The following is an 18661-nucleotide window of genomic DNA, read 5'->3' as shown; positions in this document are numbered from 1 at the left end:
CGGAAAGGATAGGTGCCATTGATGACTCACAACAAGAGGAATGGGGAATACCGGATACCGCTTTTTGTTTCCGCGCTGCTTCTGATGGTGGCTGTCCTCTGTGTGTTTGCGGTTAATGTGTATAAAAAAGAGTCAGAACGCACCGTGACAAATATCAGTAAGGTTTACTTACAGGAAATGGCCGCCCAGATCGGCAGGCATTTCAAAACCAACCTGGACAGCCAGTTCTTCCAGATCCGCACCATTGCCAGTGCAGTATCTGAGGATGACTTAAGGGATGAGGAGAGCCTGGAACGTTTTCTGTCGCAGGTGGTGCTGGCGGACAATGACTTCACGCACGTGGCAGTCATCAGTGATAAGGGAATCGCCTATTCTCCCAGCGGCCCGGTTCCGGCCATGTCGAAAATCTCCGGTCTTGATAAGCTTCTGGCCGGTTCGCAGGAATTGATTTCCGTCAATGAATCAATCTGGGAAAGCGATACAATCCTGCTCGGCACACCCATAAGCCCCTTGCCGTTTAAAGACGGACAGCTGGTTGCCTTCATTATCGGAATCCCCACTCCTGACATGGGGGCAAAGCTGGGACTGGACAGTGAGAAGGAAACGAATTCCTCTACCAATATCATAACCAGGAACGGGGACTTCGTGATTAAGAGCGCCTTTTCAGAGGACGTGCTATACGGTTCCAACCTGTTTACAATCTATGGCCAGCAGGCTGTTTTTGATGAGGGCTATGACCTGGAGGGAATACGCACGGCGGTCAGGGCAGGGGAAAGCGGCATGACGCTGCTTACCGTGGGCAACCGCCATGATTATATTTATTATATGCCGATTCAGGGAACGGACTGGTATATGGTTACCAGTATGGCATACGAGATAGTGAACCGGCAGATCTTATATCTCAGCCAGTTCATGGTTACTGTATGTGTGGGTATTTTCCTGATCATACTTACGACGGTCCTTGCATTCTTTTTATTGCTGAGGCACAGGGAAAAGCTCAGCAGTGAACTTCTTCTTGCGGAAAAAGAGCGGGCAGAGGCGGCCAACAGGGCCAAGAGCGACTTCCTGTCCCAGATGTCCCACGAAATCAGGACTCCGCTCAACGGAATCATGGGCATGGCGGAGCTTGGAAAAAGCCATACAGGGGAGCCGGACAGGATGCGCAATTGCCTGGATAAGATCACGCTTTCATCAACACACCTTCTTTCCCTGATCAACGACATACTGGATATGTCCAAAATCGAAAGCGGGAAAATTGAACTTCATATGGAACGGTTTGATCTGGGACAGCTTCTGCGTGCCCTGACAACCGTGTTCCATGTGCAGGCGGTCAGCCGTCAGATTGATTACCATATTTTCCTTTACGGGGAGATAGAGGAATATCTGACAGGGGATTCGCTCCGTCTGAACCAGATCCTGACCAACCTGCTGTCCAATGCATTAAAGTTCACGCCTGCACAGGGGCAGGTCAGCCTGAACGTATCGGAACTGCGGCGTGATGAAAGCGGGATATGGCTCCGTTTTGAAGTCAGGGACACCGGACGGGGGATTGCCCCGGAGAATATTGACCGGGTATTTGAGGCTTTCACACAGGAAAACAGCGGAATTGCCCGCCAGTACGGCGGGACCGGGCTGGGCCTGCCCATTACGAAGAACTTTGTGGAAATGATGGGCGGTTCCATAACCGTTTCCAGCAAGGTGGGCGCCGGCAGCATATTCACGGTTGATATACCCTTTGCCTATGCAGGGGATGAGGGAGAACGGGATGCGGATTACTGCGGCAACGGCCAGCCGGTCCTTGTCATGAATCAGGTTACGGAATTGGAAACACATCTGGCTGCCCTGCTGACAAAGGAAAGGTTCGTGGCTGACAAGGCGTCCACTGAGGATACTGCCCTGCGCATGATGCGGGCGGCCGTGGAAAACGGGAATCCATATGAATTGTGCTTCATAAAGTGGGATTTTTCGGAAGATATGAAGCGTTTTACTGAAACTCTCCGAAAAACAGGGAAAAATAGCAATCTTAAAATCATCCTGACAGGACAGGACCAGGATGAACTGGACGATGCCTCCGTATTATGTGATGCCGATGCAACCCTGTGCCGGCCTGTATTCCATTCTGACCTTGCCGGGCTTATGACGGAGTTCAGGGCCCGGGCGCAGGGAAAGGGGATCCCGGAACAATCCGGCGGATTGAACGGGGAACAGGTTCTGGTGGTGGAGGATAATGAAATCAACCTGTATATTGCAGTGGCCCTTCTGGAGGATGCAGGGGCCATTGTCACCACGGCCAGTAACGGGCAGGAGGCGGTAAAACGGTTCCGCGAAGCCCCGGAAGGTTTCTATAAACTCATACTGATGGATGTGCAGATGCCGGTTATGGACGGTTACAGCGCGACGCGGGCCATCCGCGCGCTTCCCCGCTCCGATGCAAAACGCGCCATCATCATCGCGATGACGGCCAATTCCTTCCATGAGGATATCCAAAAATGCCTGGACAGCGGCATGGATGCCCATATTGCAAAGCCCTTTGTCATGAATGATATTTACAGTACATATGCAGAGGTCTTGGATGAAAAGGACATGATTGATGAAAGGGAACAATGATTTGAAATACGAGATGATGATGTATGAGAGGGTATACCGGATTTTAAAAAATAAAATAGAAAGCGGCCTGCTTCCGGCCGGGTCCAGCCTTCCCTCCCGCGCGGACCTGCGCCTGGAATTCGGGGCTTCGGAAAAGACAATCCGCCGTGCCCTTAACATGTTAAAGGAAAAGGGATTCATCGAAACCGCACAGAGGAAACGCCCTGTGGTGGCCGGTCATATAAGCACGGGACATCTCGCCACAACCCTTGCATTAAAAAGAATTGACACTGACATCACCAATGATGTGCTGAAAACAGGCGTGCTGCTGTGTTATCCGGTGATTAAAAAGGGAATCGCCCTTTGTGGACAGGCTGACCTGGACATTCCGCGCAGGATCCTGGAAAACATGGACCCCCAGGATCCGTCAGGGTTTTGGAAACTGTCCAAACAGTTCATGCGGTTCTTTGTTGCCCGCAATGGGAATGCCCTGGTTTTGCAGGCAGTGGACAGCCTGGGCCTGTCCGACTTGAAACCCCTGCAGGACAGCCTGGAAGCCAGGATCAGATATTACGGACAGCTGCGGGAGCTGATGCATGCCATTGAAACCGGAGGCGCACCGGAAAGCGTCCGTTTTGATGATATGTCCGGGATGTATGGGCTGACGGGCAGAAGCCGGCCGGCCTTTAAGGTTGCCTCCGACTCCGCGGTCCTTCTTGGCAGGAAGCAGCTTGAAAAGATGCTGCAGGGAGCCGAGGTACGGTATTCTGCGGTGTATATGGATCTTATGGGGCTGATTGCGGCGGGACGCTACCAACGCGGGGACCAGCTTCCTTCCCACAAAGAACTTCAGGAAATTTACGGCGTCAGTGTTGACACGACCCTTAAGGCGGTACAGATCCTGCAGGAATGGGGTGTCGTGAAGACCGTCCGGGGCAACGGTATATTTGTGGAGATGGACCGGAACGATATCCGGGATGTCCATATACCTCCCCGCCTGATTGCTTACCATGTCAGGCGCTATCTGGATACCCTGGAACTTCTGGCCCTGACAATCGAAGGCGCCGCTGCCTGCGCGAAAGCCCATATTACCCGGGAAGGACTGCAGGCAGTGAAGGCGGAGATAGACCGCCAGTGGAATGAGGAGTATCTGTATGAGCGCACGCCGGCCATCCTTCTGGATTTCATTGCCAGCCACATAGGCATAGATGCGTTCGGCGCCATTTACATGTTCCTGCAAAGGGATTTTAAGATTGGCCGCAGCATTCCGGGGCTGCTGGACACGGAAAAAATAACCGTGAACCGCCAGGTCCATGAACAGTGCGTGGAAGCCGTTGACTCGCTTTCCATGGGGGATGAAGGGGGATTCCCTGAAAAATGCGCCCGGCTATTTGATGCCATACGTCACCTGGTAATTGGGAAATGCCAAAGCCTGGGATACTATGAGGCCGCAATGGGCGTCTATGACGGAACTGCGCTGTGGAAGTAACCTGTAAAAATAACCTGTAAAAAAACATTGACAAACGGTCCGGAATGTAGTAAAGTAATAAAAGTTGTGAGAACGACTGACAGGAAAGCAGGTATCCGCCTCACCCTGGCACGAGTAAGTGACCCGGGTTCATAGATGAAGTGATGTGCTGTAGCATTTCCATGGGAGATGGGTCAGCAGATGATTTTATGTGTGTTAAGAGTGGATGGTCTGACTGTCCGCTTTATTTTTTGCCCTGGAGACAAAAACGGGGCGTGCTGATTCCTGAACATATTGACTTATTTATTATGGAGGTGTACGACCATTAGCGAATTAATGATTAACGAACAAATCAGAGACAAGGAAGTAAGACTGATTGGCGAAGACGGAGAGCAGTTAGGCATAGTCCAATTTAAGGACGCACTTAAGATGGCTCAGGATGCTGAGCTTGACCTGGTAAAGATTGCGCCTACCGCAAAGCCGCCGGTATGTAAGATTATCGACTACGGTAAGTACCGTTATGAGCTGGCACGCAAAGAGAAGGAAGCCAGGAAGAAACAGAAGGTAATCGAGATAAAGGAAGTTCGTTTGTCCCCCAATATTGACACCAACGACCTGAATACAAAGGTGGGGGCTGCCAGGAAGTTTTTAGAGAAGGGTGATAAGGTGAAAGTCACACTCCGTTTCCGCGGACGTGAGATGGCCCACATGTACAAATCCAAATACATCCTGGATGATTTCGCTGAGAGTCTTAAGGACATTGCAGTAATTGATAAGCCCTCTAAGGTAGAAGGAAGAAGCATGGTAATGTTTTTAACTGCAAAACGTTAAAATAGAAAGTTTTAAGGAGGAAATTAATATGCCAAAGTTAAAAACCAGCAGAGCAGCAGCAAAGCGCTTTAAAAAGACAGGAACCGGTAAGTTAGTCCGCAATAAAGCTTACAAGTCTCACATCTTAACTAAGAAGTCCACTAAGAGAAAGAGAAATCTTAGAAAAGATATCGTTACCGATGCTACCAACTCAAAGGTAATGAAGAAGATTTTACCATATCTGTAAGTTGAATTGTAGAAGGAGGAAATACCGATGGCAAGAGTTAAAGGCGGTTTAAATGCAAAGAAGAAACACAATAGAGTCTTAAAGATGGCAAAGGGCTACAGAGGCGCCCGTTCCAAACAGTATAGAGTAGCAAAACAGTCCGTAATGCGCGCACTGACCAGCTCCTACGCAGGCAGGAAAGAGAGAAAGAGACAGTTCAGACAGCTGTGGATTGCACGTATCAACGCAGCAGCACGTATCAATGGCCTGTCCTACAGCAAGTTCATGTATGGCTTAAAGTTAGCTGAGGTGGATTTAAACCGTAAGATCCTGTCCGATATGGCTATCAATGACGCTGAGGGATTTGCAAAGTTAGCTGAGCTGGCTAAATCCAAGATTGCTTAATTATCTGCATAATTGAATCTGTAATCATAAAAGGTGCTGTAAACCGATGGCGGGTAACCGCGTGAAGGGCTGCAGCACCTTTGTTTGTTACCTGGCCTCCGATAAGGAGGACAGGACGGCCTCTATATCCGGTTCATTGGCCTGGTCTGAGACAGCGGCAAGGACGGCGTAGTAGCTGCCCATGCTCCGTACATACAGGTAACCGGACAGGGAACCGGACTGGGCAGGAGGGAAGTAAAAGCGCAGGAACTCAAGGTTCCCTGCCTGCACTGCTTCAATCCTGCCGCCTTCCTCCAGCGTGTGGGAACCGCCCTGGAACATGTTCAGGAAAGCCATGGCCTGGCCCGCGGCATCCCCTTCTTTGTTGGGGGCGTAGAGAAGCATCACGGCGCAGTTTTCATTTTTCATGGACAGCATGTCCAGGAAGGCGTCCGGGCCTGCAAGCCGTGACAGGGAAGAGGAATCGTAATTAATGAATCCCTGGGGAACGGTAAGGCGGATATTGGACCAGTCATTGACAAAGGTGGAACCTGTCCAGCGGCCCATCACAGGTGCCTCCCCGGCCTGGGCAGTCATTGCGCCGCTGCGGTCAAAGGTGTAGGGGACATTGTCAATGGTCATGGTGGTGTCCGATACCATGGCCCCGTCCGGGCCGAGATAGTACCAGATTCCCTCCTTCTGCTGCCATCCTGTGAGCATGTAGCCGTCCCGGTCAAACAGATACCATGTCCCGTCTATCTGTTCCCAGGTGTCTGCGGGATAGGACCTGTCCTCCCTTTCATACCAGTATCCGGTGCTGTTAAGCTGCCATCCTGCGGCAAGGGAAGGGACGGCCCACATGACGGAGAGGGCCAGGGCGCCTGCCAGGGCAGTGATGGATCTGCATATCCTCATATTACTCCTCCTTCTTATTTTATGATATGAACATTATATGAAGGGGAATGGGGAAATACAACCTGTACTTATCATATGCGGCATATCATATGTATGGGAGGGAATACCAAGATTACGGATGGGAGGAAAAGAACATGAAGAAAGCTTTATTTTATGGAATACTGGCATCGTTTTTCTTTGCCTTTACATTTATACTGAACCGGAGCATGAACCTGGCCGGAGGATACTGGCTGTGGTCGGCCTGCCTGCGGTACCTGTTCACCCTTCCCATGATGGCGCTTATGCTTGCGCGGGAGAAGGGGGCTGTGACAGAGGTACTGAAGGCAATCAGACACAGGCCTGGAAGCTGGTTTTTGTGGAGCACGGTGGGGTTCGGGCTGTTCTATGCCCCGCTCACCTTTGGCTCCGTGTTCGGGGAGTCCTGGCTGGCGGCGGCCACCTGGCAGCTGACCATTGTGGCGGGAGTGGTCCTGACACCCCTTTTTGGAAAAAGGATTCCGGTTAAGAACCTGGCCTGGTCCATGTTCATCCTGGCCGGTATATTCTTTCTCCAGGTGCCCCATATGGAACAGACGGACGGGAGGACGGTGTTCCTTACCCTGGCCCCCATACTGGTGGCTGCATTTTCCTATCCCCTGGGGAACCGGAAGATGATGGCGCTGTGCCCGCCGTCCATGACGACCATTGGGCGGGTGGCCGGCATGACGTTCTGCAGCATGCCCTTCTGGCTTCTGCTGTCCATATTGGCGGCGGTGCGCACGGGGATGCCGGGACGGGGACAGGTGCTTCAGTCCGTCTGTGTGGCCCTTTTCTCCGGCGTCATAGCCACGGTCCTGTTCTTTAAGGCAACCGATATGGTGAAGCACAATCCAAGGCATCTGGCCGTGATTGAGGCCACCCAGTGCGGGGAAGTGGTATTTACCCTGCTTGGAGGCATTTTCCTGCTGCATGACGGGGTGCCGGATGCAGTGGGGCTGGCCGGGATTGCCGTGATTGTGGCTGGCATGATCGGCAACAGTTTGGCGGCCGGCGGGGAGGATTAGGTTAGGATTCCGTTAAGAAATGCGTAATAATTATTATTTTGCATTAAGCCCTAAACTATGATACACTGATTTATGAAGTTACAAATTTAACAATAATCAGGAGTGGTTTAAGACAATGCTGGAATTATCGGGTATATGCAAATCCTATCGCAGACAGAACATCCTTGACGGGGTGGAACTCACGGTCAGACCGGGGGAGTGCGTGGGGATTGTGGGATATAACGGCTGCGGGAAAACCACTCTTTTGTCTATTATTGCAGGCGCATTAAAGGCTGACAAAGGAAGCATCCTGTTTAACGGGAAGCAGGCGGTGGGCCATCCCCGCGTGTTTGCAGAGGAAGCAGCCTATGTCCCCCAGGAGAATCCCCTGATGGAGGAACTGTCGGTCAGGGACAACCTGATGTTGTGGTACCGGGGCAGCAGGACAAGGATGGAAGAAGACCTGCGAAGCGGCGCAGCCGCCATGCTGGGAGTGGATAAGATGTTAAACCGCACGGCCGGCAAGCTTTCCGGAGGCATGAAGAAGCGGGTCAGCATTGCATGCGCCCTGTCCAACCATGCGCCTGTGCTGATCATGGACGAGCCGGGGGCGGCCCTGGACCTGGAGTGCAAGGAACTGATACGGAATTACCTGCGGGAGTATATGGCAGGGGGCGGCGCCGTGGTGCTGACATCCCATGAACTGGCTGAACTGGCCATGTGCACGGATATGTATGTGCTGAAGCAATGCCGTTTGACAAAGATCGTTAATGGTTCGTCAGCAGAAGAGCTGATCCGCCAGTTTCGATAGAAATACGAAGGCACATGCCACCCGGCATGGACCTGATGTAAGGGAGGAAAATAAGAATGAAATGCAAAAAATGTGGTGCTGAGTACGGGGAAGACGTAAAGTTCTGTACCCAGTGCGGCGCTCCTATGGGAGATGAAGGCCAGGATTCCCAGGCAGGGACAGAGCCTGCCATGGATGCCCAGGCAGATGGGGAAGCAGAAGCCGGGACGGTCAGCGCAGAGGCGCAGGCGCCGGAAGAAGGACAGCCGGAGGCGGCAGAGACGGTTACTGAGCCTGCTGAAGAGGCCGGGACAGAGCCATCACCAGCAGAGCCTGCTGTCAAGGCAGAAGAGCCAAAGGCAGACGGTCCCATGTCGGTTCCGGTACCGGCGTCAGGCGAACCGGAGCCAAACAAGAAGTTCCTGAAGATCCTGTTCGCGGTCATCGCGGTATTGGCAGTGATTGCCGTCGCGGCAGTGGCATACGTGAAGATGAATGCCAAAGACCCCAAGCAGGTGGTAATCGATGCATTTGAGAAGGTCTATACCGAAGGCCAGGTGTTCCCATCAGAGGAACTGTTCGGCTTTAAGGATTTCTCAGAGGCAGCGCTTAAGGCTGACATGGAAAGCGGTCTTACCCTTAAGATGGACAGCTGCTCCGACCCGGATGTAAACCAGTTTGCGGGAAGCGGGCTGCGTCTCGAGGGCAGGAGTGACAAGACAAATGGAAAATCCTCCTTTAATATGGGTGTGATTTATAATGGGATGGACCTGGCTAACCTGGATGCCTACTACGGTGAGGACACCCTGATGATGGCGGTTCCTGAACTGAGCGGCAGGGTGTTTACCCTGGACCTGGGAGAAGGCCTTGGGGAGCGCATTAAAAATTCACCTACAGTAGGTCCTCTGCTGGCAGAGAACGGTGTGGATGTGGACGGACTGGCCGGATACTTTACAGACCTGATCGACGAGGCCGAGAAGGCTGAGGAAGAGGGCAAGGCCCCATTTGATATCGAAGCCCTGCTTACCCGCTACAGGGAAGGCAGCAATGCACAGGAGAATTTCAAGGCGGCCATGACCGTTGAGAAGGCTGACAAGGGCACCTACACCATGAACGGCGCACAGGTCAGCTGCCAGGGATACGATGTGACGATCAGCAAGGATTCCATGATTGAATTCCTGCGCACCTCTTCTGATTTCTTCCTTCAGGATGAGACCTTGAAGGCGGATTACCTGAAACAGCTGGAAGCCACGGTCAGGATGAGCGAGCTGATGGGCAGCGCCATGACCGGCATGGGTTCCATGTCTGCCGAGCAGATGCAGGAACAGGCCTACGATGAAGTAAAAGACGCTGTGGATGAGATGATTACATATCTGGACAAGTCCCTGACCGATATCCAGATGACGGTTTATGTGGATAAGGACGGTAACCTTGCGGCGTTAGAGGGAAGCACCAACCTGTACGTGGATGATTCGCTTGCGGAAGAAGAGGGCTATGTTGCAGTGACATTTAACCTTACGCTGGAAGGCGGCGCATACCTGACACAGAACGTAAAGGGCAATATAACACTGGAAGACGCAGACGACACGGTTAAGGTGGACCTGTCAAAGCAGGGAACCTATGACGGAAAGATGCTGACCTGCGACCTGTCGGTGGATGTGACTGCACCGGATGCATCTGTTTATAACTTCATGTACACAGGCACCTATGATTCCAATGACGGCAGCTACCATGCCGCTGTGGAACTTGGAGGCGAGGGTTCCCAGCTCTTTAAGATGTCTGCAACCGGTATTGTGGACCAGATGGAAAAGGGCAAGGCTTACCATATGGATATCGATGCCCTGGAGATTGCCGCCATGGATAATTCCATGAACATGGTACTCAGCGGCGAGCTTTACAGCCGTCCGTTAAGCGCTGAGGTAACACCTCTTGATGGCGAGCCGATGGACATACTGTCAGCAACCGAAGAGGACTGGAACAATGTCCTTATGGAAATGGTATTCGGCATCATCGGACTTTCAGGACAGCTTGAAGTTCCCATGGGCTGATGCCAAAAACGGTAAAACAGGAATAAAACAGGGCCTTTGGTTCATTTCCGTCCGGAGATGGGCCGGGGCCGGATCATAACAAAAAGGAATGGGGAAATATGTCTGCACGTCTGGTTTATCTCAAGCTGGAGTTAAAACGAGCATGTAAAAAGCTTCCCCACATCATTGCAGGGGCAATCGTGCTGTTACTATTAGCGGTTACGGTTGCCTTTTTGGCAAGCAGGATGTTGTATGGGGAGCAGGCAGCAGGGAGGATTACCGTGGGGGTAGTGCTTCCTGAGGGTGATGCCGTGGCACAGAAGGCGGTGGCCATGGTCAGCTCCCTGGAAAGCGTAAAAAGTATCTGTGATTTTGAATATATGGACAAGGAAGAGGGCATCCGGAAACTGAAGGAAGGGAAGCTTTACGCGGTGATGGAAGTGCCTGAAGGATTTGTGCAGGATATCATGAACGGGACCAACACGCCTGTGCGGATTGTACTGCCTGGGGGCGCGGGTCTGGAGGGCAGGATATTCAAGGAACTGACGGACGCAGGGGCCAAGACCCTGGGGGCCAGCCAGGCGGGAATCTACGCCGGGGATGAACTCTGCGTCCTGGAAGGCATGACGGACTCCATCCCTGTCCTGGAGGCGGACCTGAACCGGATTTTCATGGGATATAGCCTTCCCAGGATGGATTATTTCAGGAATATGAAGGTGACTGCCACGGGGGATGTGGATACCCTGCATTTTTATGGTATCAGCGCGGCGGTGCTGTTCCTGCTTCTGTGTGCCATTCCCGTATCGGCGTACCTGTCACCGGCCCGTCCCGTGATGAAACAGAAGCTTAAGATACTTGGAATCGGGAACGTGACGGTCCTGGGGGTCAGGATACTGGGCCTGGGACTGCTTCTGGCAGCGGTTGCACTTCCGGCGGCGGCAGCGGCCGGCGGCGCGGGATTCATTCCATGGGGGGTGAAGACCGTGCTGCCTGTGACCGCCGTATGCCTGTCGGCTGCTTCCATGATCGTGTTCCTGTATCAGGCTGCGGGAAGCCTGATGGGAGGCGTCATGCTGCTGTTTTTGACCGTGACGGCCATGCATTTCATGGCAGGCGGATTCCTTCCGCTGGTGTTCCTTCCGGCATCCATCCGGGCGGCAGCGCCGTTCCTGCCGTCCTATATATTCATGGAGGGCATGAAGATGGCGGTGACGTCTGTCATGGACCCTGTCATATTTGTCAGGCTGGCGGCTGTCATGGCGGTATGCTTCCTGCTCAGCCTGTGGGTGGAGGTGGGAAGACGATGAAAAAGGTCATGATCTGGTTCCTCCTGTCCTGCAAGCGGTATGTGCGAAAGCCATCCTTCCTGGTCATCCTCCTTCTGCTTCCCCTTGGAATCCTGGCGGCAGACAGGAGCCAGGGCCATAAGGAGCAGGAGATTAAGATTGCTGTCAGCGTCCAGGGAGGCGATGGGAATGAACTGGGCCGGCGGCTGGCAGAAAGCCTTGTGAACCGCAGGCGGGGCGTAGATGCGGGTATGTTCCGTTTTTACGCATGCAGGGATGAGGAACAGGTAAAGGATGAGGTGGCTTCCAGACGGGCGGAATGCGGCTATGTGATAACGGAGGGACTCCGGGAAAAACTGGATTCCGGCAAATACAGACGCAGCATCCTTGTTTATTCCGCTCCCTCCACCGTGGCGGCATCCCTATCCACGGAAACCGTGTTTGCGGCGCTGATGGAGATTTACGACCGGGATTTACTGACAGCCTATGTGGCGGAGGAAAGCCTGTTTGATTCCCTGGGAGCGCCGGGAAGCAGGGACAGGGAACAATCTGCCCTGGAGGCCGGCGCACTGTATGACAAATGGCTTGACAATGGAAGCACCTTCCGGTTTGAATACAGCTTTCAGGGTCAGGAAGGGGCCGCAGACCTGCCCGGTACGCAGACTCAGGAGACTGTGTTCCCGGTAAGGGGCATGGTTGCTGTTTACGTGTTCGTGACAGGCCTTTACGGGGCCGTGGTGCTGTGCGGGGATGAGGAGAGAGGGCTGTTCCTGCCCCTTTCCTATGGTTACAGGACGCCCTGCCGCCTTGCATCCATGGCGGCTCCCGTGGCCATGGCAGCCGTGTCCGGCCTGCTGGCTTTGTGGGCCAGCAGAAGCCTTGTTGGCCCTGTAAAGGAAATCGTGGCAATGGCGGTCTACTGTATGGCTGTGACGGCTGTTTCCTGGCTTTTAAAGGTTATCTGCCGCAGGCCCCAGGTCCTGTGCTGTATCATTCCTTTTTTTGTCATCGGAAGCCTTCTGTTCTGCCCGGTGTTCATTGACGCGGGACGGTATCTGGATGTCCTTGACCAGGTTGGGAAAATATTCCCGCCCTGGTATTACCTCAGGTGGTTCGGATGATAAACATTGTATTCTGATGTAAAGGCTGGTATAATAAGGGTTACGGTAACTATAAAGGAGATGATTCTGTCCGGCGCACTTGATGCTGCACAATCAGTAGCATAAGTGGAACGTGGAAACCAAGATGATCAGAACTGCATAAGGGACAAGGCCTGTATCCACAGGTTCTGTTGTCGTGCCAGCATGATTATCAGGAATTCCGCGTTAATACGATTTAACATTAACTGTGGGATTCTTCCACAGTTTTTTTAATCCCCATAGTTACCGTAAGCTGCCGTAATCCAAATTGAAAGGACAGGATATCATGAAGAATTTATTGAAAATGTTAAAAGAAAAACCAGCTTTATATGAGGCCTCGCCTGTGAATATGTGGGATGACCCACATATATCAAAGCAGATGCTGGCCGCGCATCTGGATGAAGGATTCGATTCCGCAACAAGGAAGATGGATTTTGTAAGGGAATCCGCAGGGTGGATTGCATCCCTGCTTCCGCCTGAACGTTACAGGAGGCTTCTGGACCTGGGCTGCGGTCCGGGTATTTATGCTGAACTGTTCTGCCATAAGGGGTATGAGGTGACCGGCGTGGACATATCGAGGCGCTCCATCGGGTTCGCCCGTGAGTCGGCCGGACAGAAGGGTCTGGCAATCCAATATTGCCGGAAGGACTATACGGCGTCCGGCCTTGGGGGCTGTTATGACCTGATTACCCTGATATACTGTGATTTTGGCGTGCTGGCCCGGGATACGCGGATGACGCTGCTGGCCCGCATTTACGATTCCCTGGCCCCGGAAGGCGCATTGCTGTTCGATGTGTTCAAACCGGTAAGATACAGCGGGATGGAAGAAACCAGGGACTGGAAGGTGGAGGAAAATGGTTTCTGGCATGAGAAACAATACCTGCTGCTCCATTCGTTCTGGCGGTATGATGAGGACAACACATTCCTGAACCAGTATGTGGTTGGGATGGAAGATGGAACCGCCTATTATAATATCTGGGAGCATACCTTTACATTTGAAGAGCTGGAACGGGATCTGAGGAAGGCCGGATTTGGCCGGATACAGTTCTACGGCAATGTTGCCGGTAAAAAATGTGAAGATGCAGATGATACGATCTGTGTCCTGGCTATGAAGTGACAGTAAACAAAAAACCCGGATTCCATAATTGAAATCCGGGTTTTTCCTGCAAGTGCAGAAGAAGGGAGTCGAACCCTCAAGGTATTACTACCACACGGACCTGAACCGTGCGCGTCTGCCAATTCCGCCACTTCTGCGTCTGATGCCAGGCTGTTGTCTCAGGCAACGAAAGTTATTATAAGATAGGTTGGCCTTTTTGTCAACACTATTTTCAAAAAAATTTCCTGTGATTACCAAATTTATTGCGCATAAAACATACATAAAAAAAATTAGAAAAAATTTCAAAAAATAGTTGCCAATTTAAAAACTCTGTGATATACTATCATTCGTGTTGCGGGAGTGCTGGAATTGGCAGACAGGCTAGACTAAGGATCTAGTGGTTGTATGATCGTGTGGGTTCAAGTCCCATCTCCCGCACTATTTGTAAGAGGAATCTTTGCTGGATTGCAAAGGTTCCTTTTTTTCTGCGCATGTGGTTCCGGACACACCTTGGGACAGGCCCGGGATTTTACAAAATACAGGTGTAATTTGGGATGGGATATGCTAAAATGAAAACATGTGGATAAGAACATATGACCTGAGAGTGACAGATCAGACGATGTGTATATAAAACCGGCGGCAGTGTGGGAATCGCTCATGTCCGGTTCCGGTAGAAGGAGGCATTATGGATTTAAATACAATACTTACACTTCAGGAGGCTGGGGTGGATACAGAGGGCGCAGTGAGGCGGTTCAGCGGCAATTCAGGGCTTTATGAGCGGTTCCTTAATAAGTTTTTATCCGACCCAACCTTTGGGATGGTGTCGGATGCATTTGCGGCAGGGGATGAGCAGAAGGCCCTGACAGCCACCCATACCTTTAAGGGGCTGACGGCCAACCTGGGGCTTACAAAGCTTTATGATATTTCATCTGAGATGGTGAACCTGATAAGGGGCGGTGATTATGGGGCGGCGGCCGGGACTTTTCCTGACCTGAAAACCGCATATGATGAAATCTGCGGGATTCTGGAAAAAGGCTTTCTTTAAAAATACTCCATGGAACGGAAGTGCGGATTCACGGGGATCCGTAGAGAGGAAGAATTGACATGCGTCAGCGAGATACGATTCTGATAGTAGATGATATGGAGGTTAACCGGGTCATACTGAGCGGTTTGTTCCAGGAAGAATATCATCTGTTGGAAGCTGAGAACGGAGAACAGGCCCTTCTGCTTCTGAAGCAGTATCACAGCAATATAGCAATCATGCTGCTGGATGTGGTCATGCCTGTTATGGATGGATATCAGGTCATGAAGGAGATGGGGGGCAGCGGACTTCTGGGTGAGGTGCCGGTGGTGGTCATTACAGCAGATAACTCCCTGGAAGGGGAACTGCGCTCCTTTGACCTGGGCGCCTCGGACATCATTGTAAAGCCCTTTGAGCCACATGTGGTGAAGCGGCGTGTACATAATATCATTGAGCTTTACCTGCATAAGCATAACCTGGAGGACATGGTGGACCAGCAGGCCCATAAGCTGAAGGAATCCAATGACGTGCTGGTGGACGCCCTGTCCTCTGTCATTGAGTACAGGAGCCTGGAATCGGGCCAGCACATAAAGCGGATCCGCCTTCTTACCAAGGTCCTTCTTCAGGAACTGGCCAAAAACTGTCCGGAATATGGACTGGACCAGCATAAGATTGAGGTGATTGCATCTGCCTCAGCCCTCCATGACATTGGCAAGATTGCCATTGAGGACCGCATCCTCAACAAGCCCGGGCGCCTGACCCCGGAAGAGTTCAATGTGATGAAGACCCATACCACCAAGGGATGCCAGATACTGGAAAGCCTGGGGAGGATGAGTGACAAGGAATATCTGCAGTATGCCTATAATATCTGCCGCTATCACCATGAACGGTGGGATGGAAAGGGATATCCGGAAGGACTCTGCGGGGATTCAATCCCGGTCTGCGCCCAGGCCGTGTCGGTGGTGGATGCATTTGACGCCCTGACTTCGGACCGGGTATATAAGAAGGCAATCCCTTACCAGCAGGCCGCCAATATGATCCTCAATGGGGAATGCGGCACATACTCCCCCAGGCTGATGGAATGCTTTAAGCCGATGCTGCCGGTGCTGTCCGCCCTGTGCCAGAAGTATGCCGACGGCAATGTGCCCTTTGGGGACCCGCTTAACATGCAGGACCAGGAGCAGGCTGCGGTTGAGAACGGCATCAGCGCGCTTCAGTTGGAGCAGCTGAAATACCTGGCCATGCTGCGTTATGAGAATACGATGGTGGCCGAGGTGGATTTTTCTTCGGGAAGCTATCACTTGGTATATGCGCCCAATCTCCGGATTAAGCGTGCCTTTCAGGGAGAGCGCCTGGAGGATGCGGCAGAACGGTATATTTCCGAGATGGTCAAACCGGAAGACCGGGAGTACATGCAGATTGCATGGAAGGAGGAAATGCCCGGGTTCTTTGCGCAGGGACTGTTAAAGCAGTCCTGGAAGCACCGTGTCAGGGAAGGGCTGGGCTGGTGCTGGTATGAGCTGACCATCCTCAGGATTGATACGGAGCATCCGCGCCAGAGAAAGGCCCTGCTTTTGTGGAAGGCCCTGGAGGAGGATTCGGCTGGGGAAGGGAAACAGGCTGTTCCTGAGGATAAAGATGACAGCCGGATCCTCCATCAGATATTAAAGGGGATTTCCCGTTACCGCAACGACCAGTGGTTTACCATCCTTGATATTGACGATGGATTCATGGGATATGGAAGGGATGCCATCCGCAGTAAGTTTAATGACCGCTATCTGGAAATCATCCATCCGGAGGACAGGGGACGTGTTAAGAAGGAACTGCTGGACCAGCTGAACAGGGGAAGTGAGTTTGAGCTGGAGCACAGGGTGATTGACGCGGATGGATGCATCAACTGGGTGCTGACCAAGGGCTGCCTGATGACGGACCGGTCGGGCCAGGAGTATCTTTACAGCGTGGTCATTGATATCAACCAGACAAAACATGCCCAGGAGGAACTGCGCCTTGGCCTGGAGCGGTATAAAATCGTCATGGAACAGACCAACGATATCTTTTTTGAGTGGGATGTGGAAACAGATACGGTTGCCTATTCCTCTAACTGGAAGACAAAGTTCGGATACGATCCCATCTCAACCAGGGCATCGGAGCGTATACCCAAGATATCCCATCTCCATCCGGAGGATATGGCCCCCTTTGGGGCATTCATTAAGGAAATGCGCTCCGGCAGACGTTACGGGGAGCTGGAGTTCAAGGTATCGGATTCCAGGGGCCGCTACCAGTGGTGCAAGCTCAGGGCAACCATGCAGTTTGATGACCAGGGAAGGCCGTGCAAGGCAATCGGGATCGTGATAGATATCAATGACGAGAAAATGGCGGCCCAGGAACTGAAGGCCAGGGCTGAACGGGATACCCTTACCAAGCTGTACAATAAGGCCTCTGCCCGCCAGAGGATTGAATACATGCTGGTGAACCGGGAAGAGGGGGAAGGGCTTGCCCTGTTCATCATTGACATTGATAACTTTAAGCTGGTCAATGATATGTACGGCCATATGTTCGGCGATGCCGTGCTTACCAAGATTGCGGCCCAGCTCTCCCGTCTGTTCAGAAGCAGCGATATTGTATCGCGTATCGGCGGGGATGAGTTCATGGCCCTGCTCCAGGGCGTGCTGAACGGGGACCAGGTGCGGGTGGTTGCGGACCGTATCCTGGAATGCTTTGACCGGGTCCTGGAGGAACTGCCCAAGGAATGCAGTATTACATGCAGCACGGGAATTGCAGTGTGCCCGGAAGATGGGGAGGATTTCCAGACCCTGTTCCAAAAAGCGGATGTGGCCCTGTACCATGCAAAGGCCTGCGGCAAAAAACAATACCAGATTTATGAACAGTCCATGGAGAATAAGGCATATGGCCAGAATGCCCCAAGACAGACAGCTGCCAACACGACCATCGAATCGGAGGAAGGCAGTGAAGTGGTGTTGAACGACCTCCTTCCACGGGCCTTTAATATCTTCAGCAAGGCGGTGCAGCTGGACCGGGCGGTTGAGAATGTGCTGGAGCTGCTGGGGGAACGCCTTCAGGTAAGCCGTGCCTATATATTTGAGAATTCAGAAGACGGCCGGTCCTACAGCAATACATTTGAATGGTGCAGGGAGGGAATCAAGTCCCAGAAGGATATGCTCCAGGACATGCCATACGCCGGTCTGAGCGTGGATTATAAAAGCTTTTTCAACGAGAGGGGCATCCTCTACTGTGATGACATAAACAAGCTCCCGAAGGATATAAGGGAGAATCTGGCCAGCCAGGGAATCCAGTCCATGCTCCAGTGCGCAATCAAGGATAATGGTGAATTTAAGGGCTGGGTGGGTTTTGACGACTGTACGTCCAAATGCATGTGGACCATCAGCCAGATAGAGGTCCTGTCATTTATCTCCGAACTGCTGTCTCTGTTCCTTCTAAAGCGCAGGGCCCAGGACAATGCCATGGAGCTGGCGGAGGATCTGCGCACGGTGCTGGACCACCAGAATTCATGGATATATGTGGTGGATGCAGAGACAAGGGAGCTTCTCTACATCAATGAGAAGACCCACGGGATTGCCCCGGATTCCAGGGTGGGGATGCGCTGCCATGAAGCGTTTTTCTGCAGGGATGAGCCTTGTATCAAATGTCCGATGAATGATATTAGACAGAAAATCAACTGTACGCTGGAGGTATATAACCCAATCCTTAAGGTATGGTCGCTGGCGGATGCCTCCCTGATCCGCTGGGGAAAGCGGGACGCCTGCCTTCTTGCATGCCATGATATCACCAAGTATAAGGAAGGCCGGGAGGAAATAACAAAGAATTAAGATTTTCAGGGGCACATATGGAAGGAACGGAATATCCTGATTA

At 52.3% G+C, this 18661-nt stretch carries 14 protein-coding genes and 2 tRNA genes; 14 read left to right on the top strand and 2 right to left on the bottom strand.

All coding sequences use genetic code 11. The features are described 5' to 3' along the window. Positions 1–21 precede the first annotated feature (21 nt). From LK536_RS52835 to rplT, 5 genes are all read left to right on the top strand, one after another. Positions 22–2607: an ATP-binding protein gene (locus LK536_RS52835; protein ID WP_227796916.1), complete on the top strand. Its 2586-nt coding sequence runs from the start codon at positions 22–24 to the stop codon at positions 2605–2607. Further along, complete coding sequence (locus LK536_RS52830; RefSeq protein ID WP_227796915.1) at positions 2591–4075, top strand: GntR family transcriptional regulator; 1485 nt, start codon at positions 2591–2593, stop codon at positions 4073–4075. The genes LK536_RS52835 and LK536_RS52830 overlap by 17 nt, the downstream gene beginning before the upstream one ends. Positions 4076–4390: 315 nt before the next feature. Beyond that, positions 4391–4885, top strand: coding sequence for a translation initiation factor IF-3 (infC, locus tag LK536_RS52825; protein WP_008722378.1), 495 nt, complete (start codon positions 4391–4393; stop codon positions 4883–4885). 28 nt (positions 4886–4913) lie between these two features. Next, positions 4914–5111 (top strand): 50S ribosomal protein L35, encoded by a 198-nt coding sequence (gene rpmI, locus LK536_RS52820; protein WP_002565216.1) that lies wholly within the window; start codon positions 4914–4916, stop codon positions 5109–5111. A gap of 27 nt (positions 5112–5138) precedes the next feature. Further along, entirely contained in the window at positions 5139–5495 is a 357-nt protein-coding gene (gene rplT / locus LK536_RS52815; protein WP_008722392.1) for a 50S ribosomal protein L20, read from the top strand. Positions 5496–5582: 87 nt separating this feature from the next. Here the strand turns inward: rplT and LK536_RS52810 are convergent, their stop codons facing one another. Beyond that, complete coding sequence (locus tag LK536_RS52810; protein WP_227796914.1) at positions 5583–6389, bottom strand: N-acetylmuramoyl-L-alanine amidase family protein; 807 nt, start codon at positions 6387–6389, stop codon at positions 5583–5585. Between the two features lie 134 nt (positions 6390–6523). Here LK536_RS52810 and LK536_RS52805 point away from each other — a divergent pair, with 134 nt between their 5' ends. The 6 genes from LK536_RS52805 (at position 6524) to LK536_RS52780 (ending at position 13770) form a co-directional block, all read left to right on the top strand. Further along, positions 6524–7432, top strand: coding sequence for a DMT family transporter (locus tag LK536_RS52805; protein WP_025482839.1), 909 nt, complete (start codon positions 6524–6526; stop codon positions 7430–7432). Between the two features lie 115 nt (positions 7433–7547). After that, complete coding sequence (locus LK536_RS52800) at positions 7548–8222, top strand: ABC transporter ATP-binding protein (RefSeq protein WP_008722396.1); 675 nt, start codon at positions 7548–7550, stop codon at positions 8220–8222. A 56-nt stretch (positions 8223–8278) separates the two neighbouring features. Then, complete coding sequence (locus LK536_RS52795; protein ID WP_227796913.1) at positions 8279–10249, top strand: zinc ribbon domain-containing protein; 1971 nt, start codon at positions 8279–8281, stop codon at positions 10247–10249. Positions 10250–10347: 98 nt separating this feature from the next. Continuing rightward, entirely contained in the window at positions 10348–11535 is a 1188-nt protein-coding gene (locus LK536_RS52790) for an ABC transporter permease (RefSeq protein WP_025482836.1), read from the top strand. Further along, complete coding sequence (locus LK536_RS52785; protein WP_227796912.1) at positions 11532–12635, top strand: hypothetical protein; 1104 nt, start codon at positions 11532–11534, stop codon at positions 12633–12635. Before LK536_RS52790 ends, LK536_RS52785 begins: the two co-directional genes overlap by 4 nt. Before the next feature lie 304 nt (positions 12636–12939). Beyond that, entirely contained in the window at positions 12940–13770 is an 831-nt protein-coding gene (locus LK536_RS52780; protein ID WP_025482832.1) for a class I SAM-dependent methyltransferase, read from the top strand. Between the two features lie 53 nt (positions 13771–13823). On the opposite strand, the gene LK536_RS52775 is transcribed toward LK536_RS52780, so the two are convergent. Then, a tRNA-Leu gene (locus LK536_RS52775) sits at positions 13824–13907 on the bottom strand. Between the two features lie 196 nt (positions 13908–14103). On the opposite strand from LK536_RS52775, the gene LK536_RS52770 reads away from it, so the two are divergent. The 3 genes from LK536_RS52770 to LK536_RS52760 all read left to right on the top strand — a co-directional run bounded on the left by LK536_RS52770 (position 14104) and on the right by LK536_RS52760 (position 18618). Continuing rightward, positions 14104–14187: transfer RNA gene (locus LK536_RS52770), tRNA-Leu, on the top strand. Positions 14188–14434: 247 nt separating this feature from the next. Then, positions 14435–14794 carry an Hpt domain-containing protein gene (locus LK536_RS52765; RefSeq protein ID WP_008722405.1) on the top strand — a complete coding sequence of 120 codons (360 nt, stop codon included), beginning with the start codon at positions 14435–14437 and terminating at the stop codon, positions 14792–14794. Positions 14795–14853: 59 nt separating this feature from the next. Further along, positions 14854–18618, top strand: a complete 3765-nt coding sequence (locus LK536_RS52760) for a sensor domain-containing diguanylate cyclase/phosphohydrolase (RefSeq protein ID WP_227796911.1) — start codon at positions 14854–14856, stop codon at positions 18616–18618. Positions 18619–18661 lie beyond the last annotated feature (43 nt).

The organism is Clostridium pacaense, from assembly GCF_020709765.2.
GTDB classification, from domain to species: domain Bacteria; phylum Bacillota; class Clostridia; order Lachnospirales; family Lachnospiraceae; genus Enterocloster; species Enterocloster hominis.
This window is presented reverse-complemented; position numbering and strand designations above follow the sequence as displayed.

Coding starts and splice junctions, on each gene's coding strand:
- LK536_RS52785 (WP_227796912.1), top strand. CDS start 11,532: ATGAAAAAGGTCATGATCTGGTTCCTCCTGTCCTGCAAGCGGTATGTG.
- LK536_RS52795 (WP_227796913.1), top strand. CDS start 8,279: ATGAAATGCAAAAAATGTGGTGCTGAGTACGGGGAAGACGTAAAGTTC.
- LK536_RS52810 (WP_227796914.1), bottom strand. CDS start 6,389: ATGAGGATATGCAGATCCATCACTGCCCTGGCAGGCGCCCTGGCCCTC.
- LK536_RS52760 (WP_227796911.1), top strand. CDS start 14,854: ATGCGTCAGCGAGATACGATTCTGATAGTAGATGATATGGAGGTTAAC.
- LK536_RS52800 (WP_008722396.1), top strand. CDS start 7,548: ATGCTGGAATTATCGGGTATATGCAAATCCTATCGCAGACAGAACATC.
- LK536_RS52835 (WP_227796916.1), top strand. CDS start 22: ATGACTCACAACAAGAGGAATGGGGAATACCGGATACCGCTTTTTGTT.
- LK536_RS52830 (WP_227796915.1), top strand. CDS start 2,591: ATGAAAGGGAACAATGATTTGAAATACGAGATGATGATGTATGAGAGG.
- rpmI (WP_002565216.1), top strand. CDS start 4,914: ATGCCAAAGTTAAAAACCAGCAGAGCAGCAGCAAAGCGCTTTAAAAAG.
- LK536_RS52790 (WP_025482836.1), top strand. CDS start 10,348: ATGTCTGCACGTCTGGTTTATCTCAAGCTGGAGTTAAAACGAGCATGT.
- LK536_RS52805 (WP_025482839.1), top strand. CDS start 6,524: ATGAAGAAAGCTTTATTTTATGGAATACTGGCATCGTTTTTCTTTGCC.
- LK536_RS52780 (WP_025482832.1), top strand. CDS start 12,940: ATGAAGAATTTATTGAAAATGTTAAAAGAAAAACCAGCTTTATATGAG.
- LK536_RS52765 (WP_008722405.1), top strand. CDS start 14,435: ATGGATTTAAATACAATACTTACACTTCAGGAGGCTGGGGTGGATACA.
- infC (WP_008722378.1), top strand. CDS start 4,391: ATGATTAACGAACAAATCAGAGACAAGGAAGTAAGACTGATTGGCGAA.
- rplT (WP_008722392.1), top strand. CDS start 5,139: ATGGCAAGAGTTAAAGGCGGTTTAAATGCAAAGAAGAAACACAATAGA.